13 protein-coding genes are annotated in these 14,715 nt (G+C 63.5%); 3 read left to right on the top strand and 10 right to left on the bottom strand.

Annotation, left to right across the window (positions count from 1 at the left end; genetic code table 11):
• Nucleotides 1–60: 60 nt before the first annotated feature.
• On the bottom strand, nt 61–852 hold the full coding sequence (locus tag AC0L2C_RS12210) for an ABC transporter ATP-binding protein (RefSeq protein WP_287237206.1): 792 nt from the start codon (nt 850–852) through the stop codon (nt 61–63).
• Between the two features lie 110 nt (nt 853–962).
• Between AC0L2C_RS12210 and AC0L2C_RS12205 the strand changes: the two genes are divergently transcribed.
• Complete coding sequence (locus AC0L2C_RS12205; RefSeq protein WP_473523452.1) at nt 963–1,367, top strand: cupin domain-containing protein; 405 nt, start codon at nt 963–965, stop codon at nt 1,365–1,367.
• 77 nt (nt 1,368–1,444) lie between these two features.
• On the opposite strand, the gene hydA is transcribed toward AC0L2C_RS12205, so the two are convergent.
• From hydA to aptA, 3 genes are all read right to left on the bottom strand, one after another.
• Nucleotides 1,445–2,896 carry a dihydropyrimidinase gene (gene hydA / locus AC0L2C_RS12200; protein ID WP_473523451.1) on the bottom strand — a complete coding sequence of 484 codons (1,452 nt, stop codon included), beginning with the start codon at nt 2,894–2,896 and terminating at the stop codon, nt 1,445–1,447.
• A gap of 64 nt (nt 2,897–2,960) precedes the next feature.
• Nucleotides 2,961–4,211 (bottom strand): Zn-dependent hydrolase, encoded by a 1,251-nt coding sequence (locus AC0L2C_RS12195; RefSeq protein ID WP_473523450.1) that lies wholly within the window; start codon nt 4,209–4,211, stop codon nt 2,961–2,963.
• A gap of 55 nt (nt 4,212–4,266) precedes the next feature.
• Entirely contained in the window at nt 4,267–5,595 is a 1,329-nt protein-coding gene (gene aptA / locus AC0L2C_RS12190; RefSeq protein ID WP_023798690.1) for an omega-aminotransferase AptA, read from the bottom strand.
• Nucleotides 5,596–5,849: 254 nt separating this feature from the next.
• On the opposite strand from aptA, the gene AC0L2C_RS12185 reads away from it, so the two are divergent.
• Nucleotides 5,850–6,479, top strand: coding sequence for a TetR family transcriptional regulator C-terminal domain-containing protein (locus AC0L2C_RS12185; RefSeq protein ID WP_128174246.1), 630 nt, complete (start codon nt 5,850–5,852; stop codon nt 6,477–6,479).
• 81 nt (nt 6,480–6,560) lie between these two features.
• Here the strand turns inward: AC0L2C_RS12185 and AC0L2C_RS12180 are convergent, their stop codons facing one another.
• The 5 genes from AC0L2C_RS12180 to AC0L2C_RS12160 form a co-directional block, all read right to left on the bottom strand.
• Nucleotides 6,561–6,938, bottom strand: coding sequence for a DoxX family protein (locus tag AC0L2C_RS12180; RefSeq protein ID WP_287228200.1), 378 nt, complete (start codon nt 6,936–6,938; stop codon nt 6,561–6,563).
• A 65-nt stretch (nt 6,939–7,003) separates the two neighbouring features.
• Entirely contained in the window at nt 7,004–7,462 is a 459-nt protein-coding gene (locus tag AC0L2C_RS12175; protein WP_473523449.1) for a carboxymuconolactone decarboxylase family protein, read from the bottom strand.
• 11 nt (nt 7,463–7,473) lie between these two features.
• A complete protein-coding gene (locus AC0L2C_RS12170; RefSeq protein WP_287249484.1) occupies nt 7,474–7,992 on the bottom strand; it encodes an RrF2 family transcriptional regulator in 519 nt (172 codons plus the stop codon).
• A 324-nt stretch (nt 7,993–8,316) separates the two neighbouring features.
• Nucleotides 8,317–9,630: an NAD-dependent dihydropyrimidine dehydrogenase subunit PreA gene (preA, locus tag AC0L2C_RS12165; RefSeq protein WP_473523448.1), complete on the bottom strand. Its 1,314-nt coding sequence runs from the start codon at nt 9,628–9,630 to the stop codon at nt 8,317–8,319.
• 2 nt (nt 9,631–9,632) lie between these two features.
• Nucleotides 9,633–10,997, bottom strand: coding sequence for an NAD(P)-dependent oxidoreductase (locus AC0L2C_RS12160; protein WP_128167227.1), 1,365 nt, complete (start codon nt 10,995–10,997; stop codon nt 9,633–9,635).
• A 217-nt stretch (nt 10,998–11,214) separates the two neighbouring features.
• On the opposite strand from AC0L2C_RS12160, the gene AC0L2C_RS12155 reads away from it, so the two are divergent.
• On the top strand, nt 11,215–11,991 hold the full coding sequence (locus AC0L2C_RS12155) for a VOC family protein (RefSeq protein WP_473523447.1): 777 nt from the start codon (nt 11,215–11,217) through the stop codon (nt 11,989–11,991).
• Nucleotides 11,992–12,102: 111 nt separating this feature from the next.
• Here the strand turns inward: AC0L2C_RS12155 and AC0L2C_RS12150 are convergent, their stop codons facing one another.
• Nucleotides 12,103–14,544 carry a GcvT family protein gene (locus AC0L2C_RS12150; protein ID WP_473523446.1) on the bottom strand — a complete coding sequence of 814 codons (2,442 nt, stop codon included), beginning with the start codon at nt 14,542–14,544 and terminating at the stop codon, nt 12,103–12,105.
• Between the last annotated feature and the right edge of the window lie 171 nt (nt 14,545–14,715).

Below are 14,715 nucleotides of genomic sequence, written 5' to 3'. Positions count from 1 at the left end.
ATGACGAAGGCATGGGTGGGCCCGCTGGCACCGTCGGGGAGAGGAGAGAGCCCATCCCGCTCAATCCTCATAGCTGTGCCCTGCCCTGAGCCCGTCACGCACCCGCGCCGCGATCGCCAAAAACTCCGGCGTCTCGCGAATGTCGAGCGGCCGCTTTTTCGGCAGCGTCGATTCGATGACATCGCTGACGCGGCCCGGGCGCGGCGACATGACTATGATCCGCGTCGACAGGTAGACCGCCTCGGGAATGGAATGGGTGACGAAGCAGATGGTCTTGTTGGTCCGATCCCAAAGCTCCAGCAGCTGTTCGTTGAGGTGGTCGCGCACGATCTCGTCCAGCGCGCCGAACGGCTCGTCCATCAACAGAAGATCGGCATCGAACGCCAGCGCCCGCGCGATCGAGGCACGCTGCTGCATGCCGCCGGAAAGCTGCCACGGGTATTTCTGCTCGAAGCCGGCCAGGTTGACGAGATCGAGCGTGCGCTTGATGCGCGCCGCCTGCTCTGCCTTCGACAGGCCCATGATCTCCAGCGGCAGCGCCACATTGCGCTCGATCGTGCGCCACGGATAAAGTGCGGCCGCCTGGAAGACATAGCCATAGGCGCGGTTTTCGCGCGCCTGCTCCGGCGTCACGCCATTGACGGAGATGCTTCCCGATGTCGGTTTCTCGAGATCGGCGATGACCCGCAGCAAGGTCGTCTTGCCGCAGCCGGACGGCCCGATGAAGGAGACGAATTCGCCCTTGCCGATGGTCAGGTCGACATCCGACAGCGCCTGCACCGGACCGTCGCTGGTCTGGAAGGTCAGGCCGAGCTTGCTTGCCGAAACGACGGCTGGCGACTGTCCGGTCATAGGCCGCAGCCTGGCTTTTCGCACCGCCGCCGCGCCGGCCGCACTCCCGTTGCTTTTGCCAAAATGCTGCTTTCCACTTATCTTGTCCCACTCGATCGAGAGTTTGCCCGATGTCGTCCAAACCCACCTGCCATCTTATCCCCCCCGAAGGCTCTTATGAAGGCAAGCAGGGATTGAGTTATTTCACCGGCATCGCCGCCGAGACGGTCGGCTCTACCGGCATCTGCATGCACCTGCTCACCATGCCGCCCGGTGCCCGCGCCAAGGCGCATATGCACGAAAGCCATGAGACGGCGATCTATGTGCTCTCCGGCGAGGTCCATACCTGGTATGGCGATCGGCTCGAGCAGCAGACCGTGGCCAAGGCCGGCGACCTCTTCTACATTCCCGCCGGCGTGCCGCATCTGCCGGCCAATCTGAGCGACAGCCCGGCCTCGGCGGTCATCGCCCGCACCGATCCCAACGAACAGGAAAGCGTCGTGCTGCTGCCGCAACTGGATGGGCTGCTCGCCTGAGGCCGGCTTCAGTGCAATCGCTTCAGGTTTGCGCTGCCCCTGAGGGGCGGCGCCGACTTCGACAAACCCGCGCAAGCTCACACCCCGGTCGCCGGAATGCCTGATCGTTCCACCTTGCGCGGCGCGGAAATTTCCTTCCAGGTCGACAGCGCCCGGTTGACCGCGGCATTCGGCTCGCGAGCGACGAACTCGCCATGGCCGGGCTTCGCCTTGACCTCGTTCTCCTGGATCGACAATTCGCCGCGCGAAAAGACGAAGCGCGGCAGGCCTGTCACCTCGAAACCTTCGAAGACGTTGTAGTCGATCACCGACTGCTGCTTCTTGGAGGTGATCGTCTTCTTGCGCTTCGGGTCCCAGACGAGGATGTCGGCGTCGGCGCCTTCGACGATGGCGCCCTTCTTCGGATACATGTTGAGGATTTTGGCGATGTTGGTCGAGGTCACCGCGACGAATTCGTTCATCGTGAGCCGGCCGGTGTTGACGCCCGTCGTCCACAGCACCGGCAAGCGGTCCTCAAGCCCGCCGGTGCCGTTCGGGATCTTGGTGAAATCGCCGACACCGTTGCGCTTCTGGCTGGTGGTGAAGGCGCAATGGTCGGTCGCCACCACTTGCAGCGATCCGGCCTGCAGGCCGGCCCACAGCGAATCCTGGTGCAGTTTGTTGCGGAACGGCGGGCTCATCACGCGGCGCGCCGCATGGTCCCAGTCCTTGTTGAAATATTCGCTCTCGTCGAGCGTCAGATGCTGGATCAGCGGCTCGCCGAACACCCGCATGCCCTTCTGCCGCGCCCGGCGAATGGCTTCGTGCGCCTGCTCGCAGGAGACATGCACGACATAGAGCGGCACGCCGGCCACGTCGGCGATCATGATGGCGCGGTTGGTCGCCTCGCCTTCCACTTCCGGCGGCCGCGAATAAGCGTGCCCTTCGGGGCCGTTATTGCCGGCGGCTAGCAGCTTCTGCGACAGCGCCGCCACCACGTCGCCATTCTCGGCATGGACCAGCGGCAGCGCGCCAAGGTCGGCGCAGCGCTGGAACGACGAATACATCTCGTCGTCGTCGACCATCAGCGCGCCCTTGTAGGCCATGAAGTGCTTGAACGAGGTGATGCCCTTGTCGACGACGGTGGCCATCTCGTCGAACACCTGCTTGCCCCACCAGGTGATCGCCATGTGGAAGGAATAGTCGCAGGAGGCTTTCGAGGTCTTGTTGTCCCACATCTGCAAGGCCTCAAGCAGCGACTGCTGCGGCGCCGGCAGACAGAAATCGACAACCATGGTGGTGCCGCCGGCAAGCGCGGCGCGGGTGCCGCTCTCGAAATCGTCGGCCGAATAGGTGCCCATGAACGGCATTTCGAGATGGGTGTGCGGATCGATGCCGCCCGGCATCACGTAGCAGCCGGTGGCGTCGAACTCGTGATCGCCATGCAGGTCCGGCCCGATGGCGATGATCTTGCCGTGCTTGAACAGCACGTCGGCCTTCCAGCTTCGATCGGCGGTGACGATGGTGCCGTTCTTGATGACTTTGGACATTTTTTTGTTCCCTTGTTCTCTTCGCGCTTCTTGGTGAGCGACGTTCGGAATCTTGGTTTCTAGCTCACCCCACGATAACAGCTGTCTCCACCACCGCGTGGAACAGCACATCGGCGCCGGCCGCCGCCCATTCCTTGGTGATTTCCTCGGCCTCGTTGTGGCTGAGCCCGTCGACGCAGGGGCACATCACCATTGCCGTCGGCGCGACGCGGTTGATCCAGCAGGCGTCGTGGCCGGCGCCGGAGACGATGTTGCGATGCGTATAACCCAAGCGCTCGGCCGCATCCCGCACTGCCTTGACGCAGCCCGGATCGAAAGTCACCGGATCGAAATGGCCGACCTGGTCGATTTGATATTTGATGTCGAGCGCTTCGCAGATCGTGTCGATGCCTTCGCGGATGCGCCCGTCCATGGCGTCGAGCACTTCCTTTTCCGGTGAGCGGATGTCGATGGTGAACATGGTGCGGCCGGCGATGATGTTGCGCGAGTTCGGATAGACCTCCATGTGGCCGACCGCGCCGACGGCGTCGGGCTGGTAGTCCATGGCGATCTCGTGCACCAGTTCGATCACCCGCGCCATGCCGAGCCCAGCATTGCGGCGCTTCGGCATCGGCGTCGAGCCGGTATGCGCCTCCTTGCCGGTCAGCGTCACCTGCAGCCATTTCAATCCCTGGCCATGGGTGACGACGCCGATGTCGATGCCCTCGTCCTCGAGGATCGGGCCCTGCTCGATATGCAGCTCGAAGAAGGCGTGGATCTTGCGCTCACCGACTTTCTCGCTGCCTTTCCAGCCGATGCGTTCGAGCTCCTCGCCGAACTTCTTGCCGTCCTTGTCGACATGTTCGTAGACGTCGGCTTGGTCGAGGACGCCGGCGAACACGCCGGATGCCATCATCGCCGGCGCAAAGCGCGCGCCTTCCTCGTTGGTCCAGTTGGTGACGACGATCGGATGTTTTGTCTTGATGCCGAGCTCGTTGAGCGAGCGTACGATCTCAAGGCCGCCAAGAACGCCGAGCACGCCGTCATACTTGCCGCCGGTCGGCTGGCTGTCGAGATGGCTGCCGACATAGACCGGCGGCAGATCGGGGTCGGTGCCCTCGCGGCGGGCAAACATCGTGCCCATCTCGTCGAGGCCCATTTCAAGTCCAGCCGCCTCGCACCAGCGCTTGAACAGCTGCCGCCCCTCGCCGTCCGCGTCGGTCAACGTCTGGCGATTGTTGCCGCCGGCAACGCCGGGGCCGATCTTCGCCATCTCCATTATCGAATCCCACAAACGGTCTGAATTGATTCGCAGATTCTCGCCCGGAGCGGCCATTTCTAAAACCTCATCGATTGCGCAGCGTCCCCCAGGGAAAGCTGCGCCGCGTTTCTCAATCCACCGCCCTCAGCACTTCACGCACATGGTCGATCAATTCGTTGATCTGGCCCTTGGTGATGATCAGCGGCGGCGACAGCGCGATGATGTCGCCGGTGGTGCGGATCAGCGCGCCGCGCTCGAACGCTTTCACAAAAGCCGAGAAGGCACGCTTGGTCGGACTGCCGGGAATCGGCGCCAGCTCGATCGCACCGATCAGGCCGATGTTTCTGATGTCGATGACGTTCGGCTCGCCCTTCAGCGAATGCAGCGCGTCTTCCCAATACGGCGCCAGTTCCTGGCCGCGGGTGAGCAGGCCCTCTTCCTTATAGGTATCGAGCGTGCCCAGCGCCGCCGCACAGGCGATCGGATTGCCCGAATAGGTGTAGCCGTGGAAGAACTCGATCATATGCTCGGGGCCGGTCATGAAGGCGTCGTGGATTTCCTTCTTGACGAACACCGCGCCCATCGGGATGACGCCGTTGGAGACGCCCTTGGCGGTGGTCATGATGTCGGGCGTGACGCCGAAATAGTCGGCGGCAAACGGCGTGCCGAGACGGCCGAAGCCGGTGATGACCTCGTCGAAGATCAAAAGGATTCCGTGCTTGGTGCAAATCTCGCGCAGCCTCTCGAGATAGCCCTTCGGCGGCAGGATGACGCCGGTGGAACCCGCCACCGGCTCGACGATGACGGCCGCGATGGTCGAGGCGTCGTGCAGCGCGACGATGCGCTCCAACTCGTTGGCCAGTTCCGCGCCATGCTCGGGCACGCCCTTGGTGAACGAATTCTTCTCCGGCAGGTGGGTGTGCGGCATGTGGTCGACGCCGCCGAGCAGCGTGCCGAACATCTTGCGGTTGGTGACGATGCCGCCGACCGAGATGCCGCCGAAATTGACGCCGTGATAGCCGCGCTCGCGGCCGATCAGGCGGGTGCGCGAGCCCTCGCCTCTGGCGCGGTGATAGGCGATCGCCATCTTCAGCGCGGTCTCGACCGATTCCGATCCGGAATTGGTGAAGAACACGTGGTCCATGCCCTCCGGCGCCAGGTCGACCAAACGGTTCGCCAGTTCGAAGACGATCGGGTGACCCATCTGGAACGCCGGCGCATAGTCGAGCTCTGCGGCCTGGCTCTGGATCGCCTCGGTGATCTTCGGCCGGCAGTGGCCGGCATTGACGCACCACAGGCCGGCGGTGCCGTCTAAAACCGTGCGGCCGTCGCTCGTCGTGTAATGCATGTCCTTGGCGGACACCATCATGCGCGGCGCCTGCTTGAACTGCCGGTTTGCCGTGAACGGCATCCAGAATGCGCTGAGATCGTTCGGCGTGACTTTCAGCCGGTTGGACATGACCAAGACTTCCCCTTGTAACCTGTTTCGGTGCGGCTAACGCTTGGTCTTCCCGACACTTGGTCTCTGCTGCGTTTTCGTGCTACGCAAATTTTGACCGATTGGACAAACGTTAGCACCGCCCTGTCGGCGGTCAAGGGATTACTAGCGGAAATGCGGCAGCTGAGGCGCGCTCCACAGGCCGGAGAAAAACTGGTCCAGAGAATTGGTCCAGATGGCTCTCCAAGCCATGGTATGCCGCGGTGACGGCCGACATGGAAATTCCGGCCCCTCGCCGTACCCGCATCCAGCAGGAAAAGCGCGAGCTGATCCTGGAGGCGGCGCTCGAGGTGTTCTCGACCAGCGGCTTTCGCGGCTCGACCATCGACCAGATCGCCGAAGCCGCCGGCATGTCGAAGCCGAACCTGCTCTACTATTTCCGCCGCAAGGAGGACATCCACGAGACGCTGATGCAGCGGCTTCTCGACACCTGGCTGGCGCCGCTGCGCGAACTCGACGACATCGGCGATCCCTTGACCGAATTGCGCAGCTATATCAGGCGCAAGCTCGAAATGGCGCGCGATTTCCCCAGGGAAAGCCGCCTGTTCGCCAACGAGATCCTGCAGGGCGCGCCGCGCATCATGCCGATGCTGGAAGGCGAGCTGAAGACGCTGGTCGACGAGAAGGCCGCCGTCATCAAGGGCTGGATGCGCGCCGGCAAGATCGCGCCCACCGACCCCTGGCACCTGATCTTCTCGATCTGGGCGACGACGCAGCACTATGCCGATTTCGACGTTCAGGTCCGCGCCGTGCTCGGCCCCGACCGCGGCGGCGACGGCCGCTTCGAGGATGCTGCAAGGTTTCTCGAACAATTGTTCATCGACGGGCTGAAGCCGAAGAGCTGAAGCTTCAGCAATTGGTTTGACAGATTGAGACCGTTTGCCAGAGGCTGCGGCGGCTGCCTCCGCGAGGCGGCCACCGAACCTTCAAAGCGGCTGCGCCGCCAGCGCCAGGAAACCTCCAGTAAGCGCCACGTTGCCGACAAAGCCGTTGATGCGCGACGCGCGCTCGGGGCCCTGATGATCCCAGAAATTGTGGAACATCGGCGTGGCCACCATCAGGAACAGCACCAGGCACAGAGCCGCGGCAGCGGTCCAGACACCTGATATCACCAGCGCTCCGGAAACGATTTGCAGGACGATCCCCAGCCACAGCATCAGCCGCGCCTGCGGCACGCCTCGCGTCGTCATCAGCTGGGTCAGGAAGCCTGCATTCTGGATGTTGCGCAGGCCGGCAAAGACAAAGGCGCCGCCAAGCAGCAGGCGTGCGGCAACCAGAATCTCATTCTCAAAATTCGACAACATGGTCTTGATCCCAAAGCAAAAAGAGACGCGCGGGGCGTTAAGGCCGCGCATCCAGTTTCGTCTGCTCAGGCGGCCTTGGCCGCCGCTGCCGGATGAATGGCGTGGAAGGGAACGCAGAGCCAGTTCCAGGTGTTGATCATGCCGATCGCGACGGACAGCTTGACCAATTCCTCTTCCGAGAAGTGTTCAAGCGTGCGAGCATAGAGATCGTCCGGCACGCCGCTGTCGGCGATCTTCGTCACCACTTCGGTCCAGGCGAAGGCAGCACGTTCGCGCTCGGAAAACAGCGGCGATTCCTTCCAGGCGGAGACGAGATAGAGCCGCTGCTCGGTCTCGCCATCTCGGCGCGCCTCGCGGCTGTGCATCTCGACGCAGTACGAACAGCCATTGATCTGCGACGCCCGCAGCTTGATCAGATGCAGCAGGCCTTCCTCGAGCCCGCACTCGTCGACCGCCTTGTTGAGCGCCGATACCGCTTTCATGATTTCCGGCGCCGCGCCGAAGAATTGCAGCCTCTGCTTCATTCTCTTTCCCTTCACGCTTGCTTGGTTGAACTGGATTTCTGCGGTCGTTGATGACGCTCGACAAAGGCGCAGTTGGCGGCGACTGAACGGGGATCGGCATCGCTCACGTATTCCGCAACGATGTCGGACAGCCGGGACTCGGCAAGAGCGGCGCGATAGGCGCGCTCGGCCTTCAGCATCGCGACGCTGATGCCGCAGGGTTTGACATAGGCCGAGGCATCGAGCCTGGCCGGCCCGCGCTGACGGATTTCGCCGCAACGGAAGGCCGGTTCGCGTCCTTCGACGGCGAGCACGATGTCGAGCAGCGTTATGCGCTCCGCCGGCCGCGCCAGCCGGAAACCGCCCGATGGCCCGGGCACCGATTCCAGGATGCCCGACGCCGTGAGCGCGTTGAGATGCTTGAGCAGATAGCTTGGCGACAGGCCGAACGCTTCCGCCATGGCAGCACCCGGCATGGTCGACGCGCCTTCCACGCCGGCAAGCATGGCGGCGCAGTGGATGGCCGCTTCAACGCCCTCGCCCAGCTTCATTTTTCTGAATCCCAATTCATGGATATATCTTATCATGGATAATTTTTATCCGCAATAGGAATATCCGGGCCTACGGTTCCTTTTCAAAGGGTTGCGCTGCCCCTCATTGCCCTGCCGGGCATTTCTCCCCGTATAGTGACGGGGAGAAAGACGCTATCACCGATGATTTCGCCAATTGTCGGCGGTGCAAAAAGGGCGGCGAGGTTGCGGCAATCCCCCTTCTCCCCGTCACGATACGGGGAGAAGGTGCCGGCAGGCGGATGAGGGGCAGCGCCAACCTCGACAATTCAACCGGACGAAACCGATCTGGCGCTTCGACCAAACTTACTCCGCGGCCACCTTGGCCATCGGGTTGTTTGGATGCGTCGTCCAGTTGGCGTAGACCGGCGACACCGGTCTGCCGGTGCGCTGGTCGATGACGCCGGCCGCCAGCGGCTCCATGGTGATGCAGTTCTCGACAGGGCAGACATTGACGCAGAGGTTGCAGCCGACGCATTCGGCCTCGATCACCTCGAAATGCCGCTTGCCGTCAACCATGCTGGTGATCGCCTGGTGCGAAGTGTCCTCGCAGGCGATGTGGCAGCGGCCGCATTTGATGCACGCCTCCTGGTCGATATGCGCCTTGGCGACGTAATTGAGGTTGAGATATTGCCAGTCGGTGACGTTGGGCGTGGCGCGGCCGACGATGTCGTCGAGCGAGGCATGGCCCTTCTCGTCCATCCAGTTTTCGAGACCGGCGATCATCTCCTGCACGATCTTGAAGCCATAGGTCATCGCCGCCGTGCACACCTGCACATTGCCGGCACCGAGCGCCATGAATTCGGCAGCGTCGCGCCAGGTGGTGATGCCGCCGATGCCGGAGGTCGGCAGGCCGTGCGTTTCCGGATCGCGGGCGATCTCGGCGACCATGTTCATGGCGATCGGCTTCACCGCCGGGCCGCAATAGCCGCCATGCGAACCCTTGCCGTCAATCGTCGGCTCCGGTGCGAAACTGTCGAGATTGACGCCGGTGATCGAATTGATGGTGTTGATCAGCGACACCGCGTCGGTGCCGCCGGCAAGGGCGGCACGCGCCGGCTTGCGTATATCGGTGATATTCGGCGTCAGCTTGGTGATGACAGGCATGCGGGTGTTGGCCTTGCACCAGCGCACCACCATTTCGATGTATTCCGGGACCTGGCCGACGGCGGCGCCCATGCCGCGTTCCGACATGCCGTGCGGGCAGCCGAAATTGAGCTCGATGCCGTCGGCCCCGGTCTCCTCGACCACCGGCAGGATCGCCTTCCACGCACGCTCCTCGCAAGGCACCATCAGCGAGACGACGATGGCGCGCTCGGGCCAGTCCATCTTGACCTGCTTGATCTCGCGCAGATTGGTCTGCAAGTCGCGGTCGGTGATCAGCTCGATGTTGTTCAAGCCGAGCAGGCGGCGATCGGCGCCCCAGATCGCGCCATAGCGCGGGCCGTTGACATTGACCACCGGCGGCCCCTCTTCGCCGAGCGTCTTCCAGACAACGCCGCCCCAGCCCGCCCTAAAGGCGCGGATGACATTGTAGGCCTTGTCGGTCGGCGGCGCCGAGGCCAGCCAGAACGGATTCGGCGATTTGATGCCGACGAAATTGTTTCTGATATCTGCCATGCTCATGCCCTCCCGTTCGAGGTCAGTGCCCGGTGGATCGATTCGGCCGCGTCGCGCCCCTGCGCGACTGCCGAGACGGTGAGGTCGTCGCCGCCATAGATGCAGTCGCCGCCGGCCCAGACGTTTGGCAGCGAGGTGCGGCCTTCGGCGTCGACCTTGATGCGGCCGGCTTCCAGCGCCAGCAAGGCGCCGCTGCCGTTGAGCGCAGCCGGGACAAAGCTCTGGCCGATCGCCTTGAACACCTGGTCGGCAGTGAGCGTCAGCCGCTCGCCGGTGCCGACGAGCCTGTCGCCTTCCATCGCCGTATATTCGAGTTCGATGCCCGACACCTTGCCGCCTTCGGCAATGACCCGCTTCGGCTGCAGCCAGTGACGGATGATGACGCCGTTGGCGGCGGCCAGGTCCTGCTCGAATTCGGAAGCGTTCATGTGCTCCTGACCGCGCCGGTAGCAGATCGTCACCTCTTCGGCGCCTAGCAGCTTTGATTGCACCGCCGCGTCGATCGCCGTCATGCCGCCGCCGATGACGACAACGCGCCGGCCGACCGGCAGGCTGGCAAGATCGCTGGCCTGGCGAAGCTCGGCAATGAACTCCACCGCATTGGTGACGCCTTGCGCGTCCTCGCCGTCGGCGCGCAGCGCGTTGACGCCGCCAAGTCCCATGCCGAGGAACACTGCATCGTAATTCCTGGTCAGGTCCGACAGCTGGTAATCGCGGCCAAGCGCCTTGCCGTTCTGGATGTCGATGCCGCCGATCGAAATGACATAATCGACCTCGGCCTGGGCAAAATTGTCGATGCTCTTGTAAGCGGCGATGCCGTATTCATTGAGACCGCCGGCTTTCGGGCGCGCCTCGAGGATGGTCACGTCGTGACCGTGGCGGGCGAGCCGATGGGCGGCGGCAAGCCCGGCCGGTCCGGCGCCGACCACGGCGACCGTCTTGCCGGTCGGAGCGGCGCGCGCATAGAACTGCTTGTTCTCAGCCATCGCGACATCGGTGGCATAACGCTGCAGGCGGCCGATCTGCACCGGCTTGCCTTCAGCCACTTCGCGCACGCAGACCTCTTCGCACAGCGTCTCGGTCGGGCAGACGCGGGCGCACATGCCGCCCAAAATGTTCTGGTCGAAAATCGTCCTGGCCGAGCCGATCGGATTGCCGGTCGAGATCTGGCGGATGAACAGCGGGATGTCGATCGAGGTCGGGCATGCGTTCATGCACGGCGCATCGTAGCAGAAATAGCAGCGATCGGACTCGACCAGCGCCTCGTGATGATCGAGCGGCGGATGCAGGTCGGAAAAATTGTCGGCATATTGCTCGGGCGAAAGCCGCCCGCCGGCAATGCCCTGCTTGAAATGACCAGTCGCCATTCCGCTTCCCCATTCCTTGTTGTTTTGCGGAAGGCTATCACGTTTTGTTTTTTTATCAATTGGTCAATTTTCGACGCAAGCCGCTGAAAAGCCACGACAAAACATGATATCAATACTCATGTTTTCTATATTGGCCTTGGCTGTCGGAATTCCGTCGCGAAGATCGTCCTAGATGGATCACGCATGATCGATGACTGGAAACCCAAGGAGCACGACAATGCCAAACTCCCCGATGTCCTTCTTCTGGTACGAGCTGATGACCACCGATCTCGACGCTGCCGAAGCGTTCTACACCGATGTGGTGGGCTGGAAGGCGCAGCCCTTCGACGGCGCGCCCGGCATGCCGCGCTATATCGTGATGAATGTCGGCCAGCGCGGCGTTGCCGGGCTGATGACGCAGCCGGACGAAGTGCGCAAGACGGGCATGCCGCCAGCCTGGGTCGGTTACATCCATACCGGGGATGTCGATGCTTCCACGAAATCGCTGAAGGGGGCCGGCGGTGCGGTTCACCGCAAACCCGATGACATTCCGGGCGTTGGCCGCTATGCCGTCGTCGCCGATCCGCAAGGCGCGGTGTTCAACCTCCTGCAGCCGATTGGCTCTGACCAGCCGCCGTTGCCGGCTACCACTCCCGGCAATATCGGCTGGCATGAACTCTACACGACCGACTGGCACGCCGCGTTCGATTTCTATGCCGGGCAATTCGGCTGGACCAAGGGCGACGCCATGGATATGGGGCCGATGGGCACCTACCAGCTGTTTGCCGCCGGCGGCGAACCTGTCGGCGGCATGATGAACAAGCCCGAGCAGGTTCCGGTGCCGGTCTGGCAGTTCTATTTCAATGTCCCCGCAATCGACGCGGCGGCCAAGCGTGTCACCGATGATGGCGGCACGATCCTGATGGGACCGATGGAGGTTCCCGGCGGCGGCTGGATCGTGATGTGCACGGACCCACAGGGTGCTCATTTCGCGCTGACGGCGCCGGTGCGGTAGCTGGGCGTACGGTTTGTTTCGCGGTTGGCGTTCCTTCGCCCCCTCTGTCCTGCCGACAGAGGGGGCGCTGTCCGGGCGCTGTCCCGCCGACCCCGCGCAGTGGCGGCGCCATCACCCTCGCAGCCGCTCGAGATTCGCGTCGAACAGCGGCGTCGGCTGCACCCGTGCGGTGTAGCGCTTGCCCAGGAGCTCGATCTCGAAACCATCGGCCTCGTCGGCGATCTCCTTCGGCACATAGCCCAGGGCCACGGACGTCTTCGAATGATGTGCGTAGCCGCCTGACGTGACCCAGCCGCGCACGGCGCCGTCGAACCAGATCGGCTCGTCGCCGATGACGTCGGCGTCTGCAGCATCGACGACAAAGGCGCGCAGCCGCAGCTTGCCGCCTTGCTGGCGCTCGGCCAGTGCCGCCTGCTTGCCGATGAAATCGGTTTCTTTCCCGTAGGCGACGAAACGGTCGAGCCCGGCCTCCAGCGGACCGTAGATCGGCCGGTATTCGCGCGCCCACGAGCCGTAATTCTTCTCCAGCCGCAGCGCGTTGAGCGCACGCGCGCCGAACAGGCCGATGCCGAAGTGTTCGCCGGCCGCCATCAGGGTCTGGTACGCGGCACGCTGATATTCCGGCGCCACCCAGATCTCGTAGCCGAGATCGCCGGTGTAGCTGACGCGGCCGACCAGGCACGGCGCCATGCCGAGATCCATCCTGGCCGTCGCCATGAACGGAAACGCCGCATTCGACACATCCGCCCGGGTGACTTTTGCCAACACGTCCCGCGCCCTCGGACCGGCAATCGACAGGCCCGTCAGTCTCGCCCCCAGCGCCTCGATATGGACCGAGCCATCTTGCGGCAGATGCGCCTCGAACCAGCGCATGTGATACTGCTCGGCAATGCCGGAACCGGCGAGGAACCAGCCCTCCCCGCTGGAATTGCCGCTGCCGAGATTGGCCAGCGAAAAGTCGCCGATCAGCCTGCCGTCTTGCTTCAGCATCGGAGTCAGCGTCATGCGGCCGGGCTTTGGCAGCTTGCAGGCAAGCAGGCGGTCGAGCCAGGCCGCCGCGCCCGCGCCCGTCACCCTGTATTTGGCGAAGGACGAGATTTCCGACAGGCCGACACTTGTCCGCACCGTCCTCACCTCTTTTGCGACATGCTCGAAATCGCTCGAGCGCCGCCACGAGAACTCGTCCCTGACGCCTTCGGGCGCATACCACAACGACACTTCCAGCCCATAGGCCACGCCCCACTGCGCGCCCTTCGCCGACAAAAGGTCGTAGACCGGCGTGGTCTTGAGCGGCCGCCCGGCAGGCAGTTCCTCATTGGGGAAGCGGATGGAAAAACGCCGCGAATAATTCTCGCGCACCTTGGCGTTGGTGTAGGCCATCGTTGCCCAGTCGCCGTAGCGAGAGACGTCCATCGCCCAGATGTCGGCGCCGGGATCGCCCTCGATCATCCAGTTCGACAGCGCCAGGCCAACACCGCCGCCCTGCGAAAAGCCGGCCATGACGCCGCAGGCGACCCAGAAGCCAGGCAGGCCGCGCACCGGCCCGACCAACGGGTTGCCGTCGGGCGCGAAGGTGAAGGGGCCGTTGATGATCTGCTTGATTCCGGTGTTCTGGAAGGCCGGGAAATGCCGAAACCCGACTTCCAATGACGGCGCGATGCGGTCGATGTCGGGCTCGAGAAGCTCGTGGCCGAAATTCCACGGTGTCTGGAGCTCGGACCATGGCTTGTTGGCCTTCTCATAGGTGCCCATCAGCATGCCGCCGCGCTCCTGGCGCAGATAGAGCTCGCCGTCGAAATCGACCGCGTGGATGATCTCCGTGCCGGTCTTCTGGTTCCAGGCGGCGACCTCCGGCATGTCCTCGGTGATCAGGTACATGTGCTCCATGGCCAGCACCGGCAGTTCGAGGCCCACCATGCGGCCGACCTCGCGCGCCCACAGGCCGCCGGCGTTGACGACATGCTCGGCCACCACCTCGCCCTTGTTGGTGATGATCCGCCACAACCCGTCGGCGCGGCGCACGATATCCTCGACCTTGGTGAAGCGCTCGACCTCGGCGCCAAGTTTTCTGGCCGCCTTGGCATAGGCGTGGGTGACGCCGGACGGGTCGAGATGACCGTCCTCCTTGTTGCGCACCGCGCCGACGAACTGTTTCGGGTCGAGCAGCGGCATCAACTCGGCCGCCTCATCAGGCGAGATCTCCTCGAGGTCGATGCCGAGATAGCGGCCCTTGGCGACAACGCCGCGCAGCCAGTCGAGCCGCGCCTCGGTCGCCGCCAAAAGCACGCCACCGGTCAGATGCACGCCGGTCGCCTGGCCGGACAGCTCCTCGATCTCCTTGTAGAGCGAGATCGTGTATTTCTGCAGCTTGGCGACGTTGGGATCGCCATTGATCGTGTGCATGCCGCCGGCCGCGTGCCAGGTCGAGCCGGAAGTCAGCTCGTCGCGCTCCAGAAGCACAATGTCGGTCCAGCCGTGACGGGCGAGATGGAACAGCACGGAACAGCCGACGACGCCTCCGCCAATGACCACGACCTTCGCATGCGATTTCATGGGTTTTTCTCATATTTCAGGGAGTTGGAGGGGTGAGATGAATCGGGGCGGGAGGAGCCAAGCCACCCCCCCTCTGGCCTACCGGCCATCTCCTCCTCAAGGTCCCCCCAAGGGGGGAGATTGGCAGTTTCAACGCCGCCGCGCTCTTTTCAACGGTGGTGATTGGCGAAG

Source organism: Mesorhizobium sp. WSM4845 (assembly GCF_055811455.1).
The sequence above is the reverse complement of the archived record's forward strand: the minus strand, read 5'-3'. Positions and strand labels throughout refer to the sequence as shown.

Bases quoted from the DNA above. Each gene is read 5' to 3' on its own strand.
- AC0L2C_RS12210 (WP_287237206.1), bottom strand. From the start codon at position 852: ATGACCGGACAGTCGCCAGCCGTCGTTTCGGCAAGCAAGCTCGGCCTG.
- AC0L2C_RS12205 (WP_473523452.1), top strand. From the start codon at position 963: ATGTCGTCCAAACCCACCTGCCATCTTATCCCCCCCGAAGGCTCTTAT.
- hydA (WP_473523451.1), bottom strand. From the start codon at position 2,896: ATGTCCAAAGTCATCAAGAACGGCACCATCGTCACCGCCGATCGAAGC.
- AC0L2C_RS12195 (WP_473523450.1), bottom strand. From the start codon at position 4,211: ATGGCCGCTCCGGGCGAGAATCTGCGAATCAATTCAGACCGTTTGTGG.
- aptA (WP_023798690.1), bottom strand. From the start codon at position 5,595: ATGTCCAACCGGCTGAAAGTCACGCCGAACGATCTCAGCGCATTCTGG.
- AC0L2C_RS12185 (WP_128174246.1), top strand. From the start codon at position 5,850: ATGGAAATTCCGGCCCCTCGCCGTACCCGCATCCAGCAGGAAAAGCGC.
- AC0L2C_RS12180 (WP_287228200.1), bottom strand. From the start codon at position 6,938: ATGTTGTCGAATTTTGAGAATGAGATTCTGGTTGCCGCACGCCTGCTG.
- AC0L2C_RS12175 (WP_473523449.1), bottom strand. From the start codon at position 7,462: ATGAAGCAGAGGCTGCAATTCTTCGGCGCGGCGCCGGAAATCATGAAA.
- AC0L2C_RS12170 (WP_287249484.1), bottom strand. From the start codon at position 7,992: ATGAAGCTGGGCGAGGGCGTTGAAGCGGCCATCCACTGCGCCGCCATG.
- preA (WP_473523448.1), bottom strand. From the start codon at position 9,630: ATGGCAGATATCAGAAACAATTTCGTCGGCATCAAATCGCCGAATCCG.
- AC0L2C_RS12160 (WP_128167227.1), bottom strand. From the start codon at position 10,997: ATGGCGACTGGTCATTTCAAGCAGGGCATTGCCGGCGGGCGGCTTTCG.
- AC0L2C_RS12155 (WP_473523447.1), top strand. From the start codon at position 11,215: ATGCCAAACTCCCCGATGTCCTTCTTCTGGTACGAGCTGATGACCACC.
- AC0L2C_RS12150 (WP_473523446.1), bottom strand. From the start codon at position 14,544: ATGAAATCGCATGCGAAGGTCGTGGTCATTGGCGGAGGCGTCGTCGGC.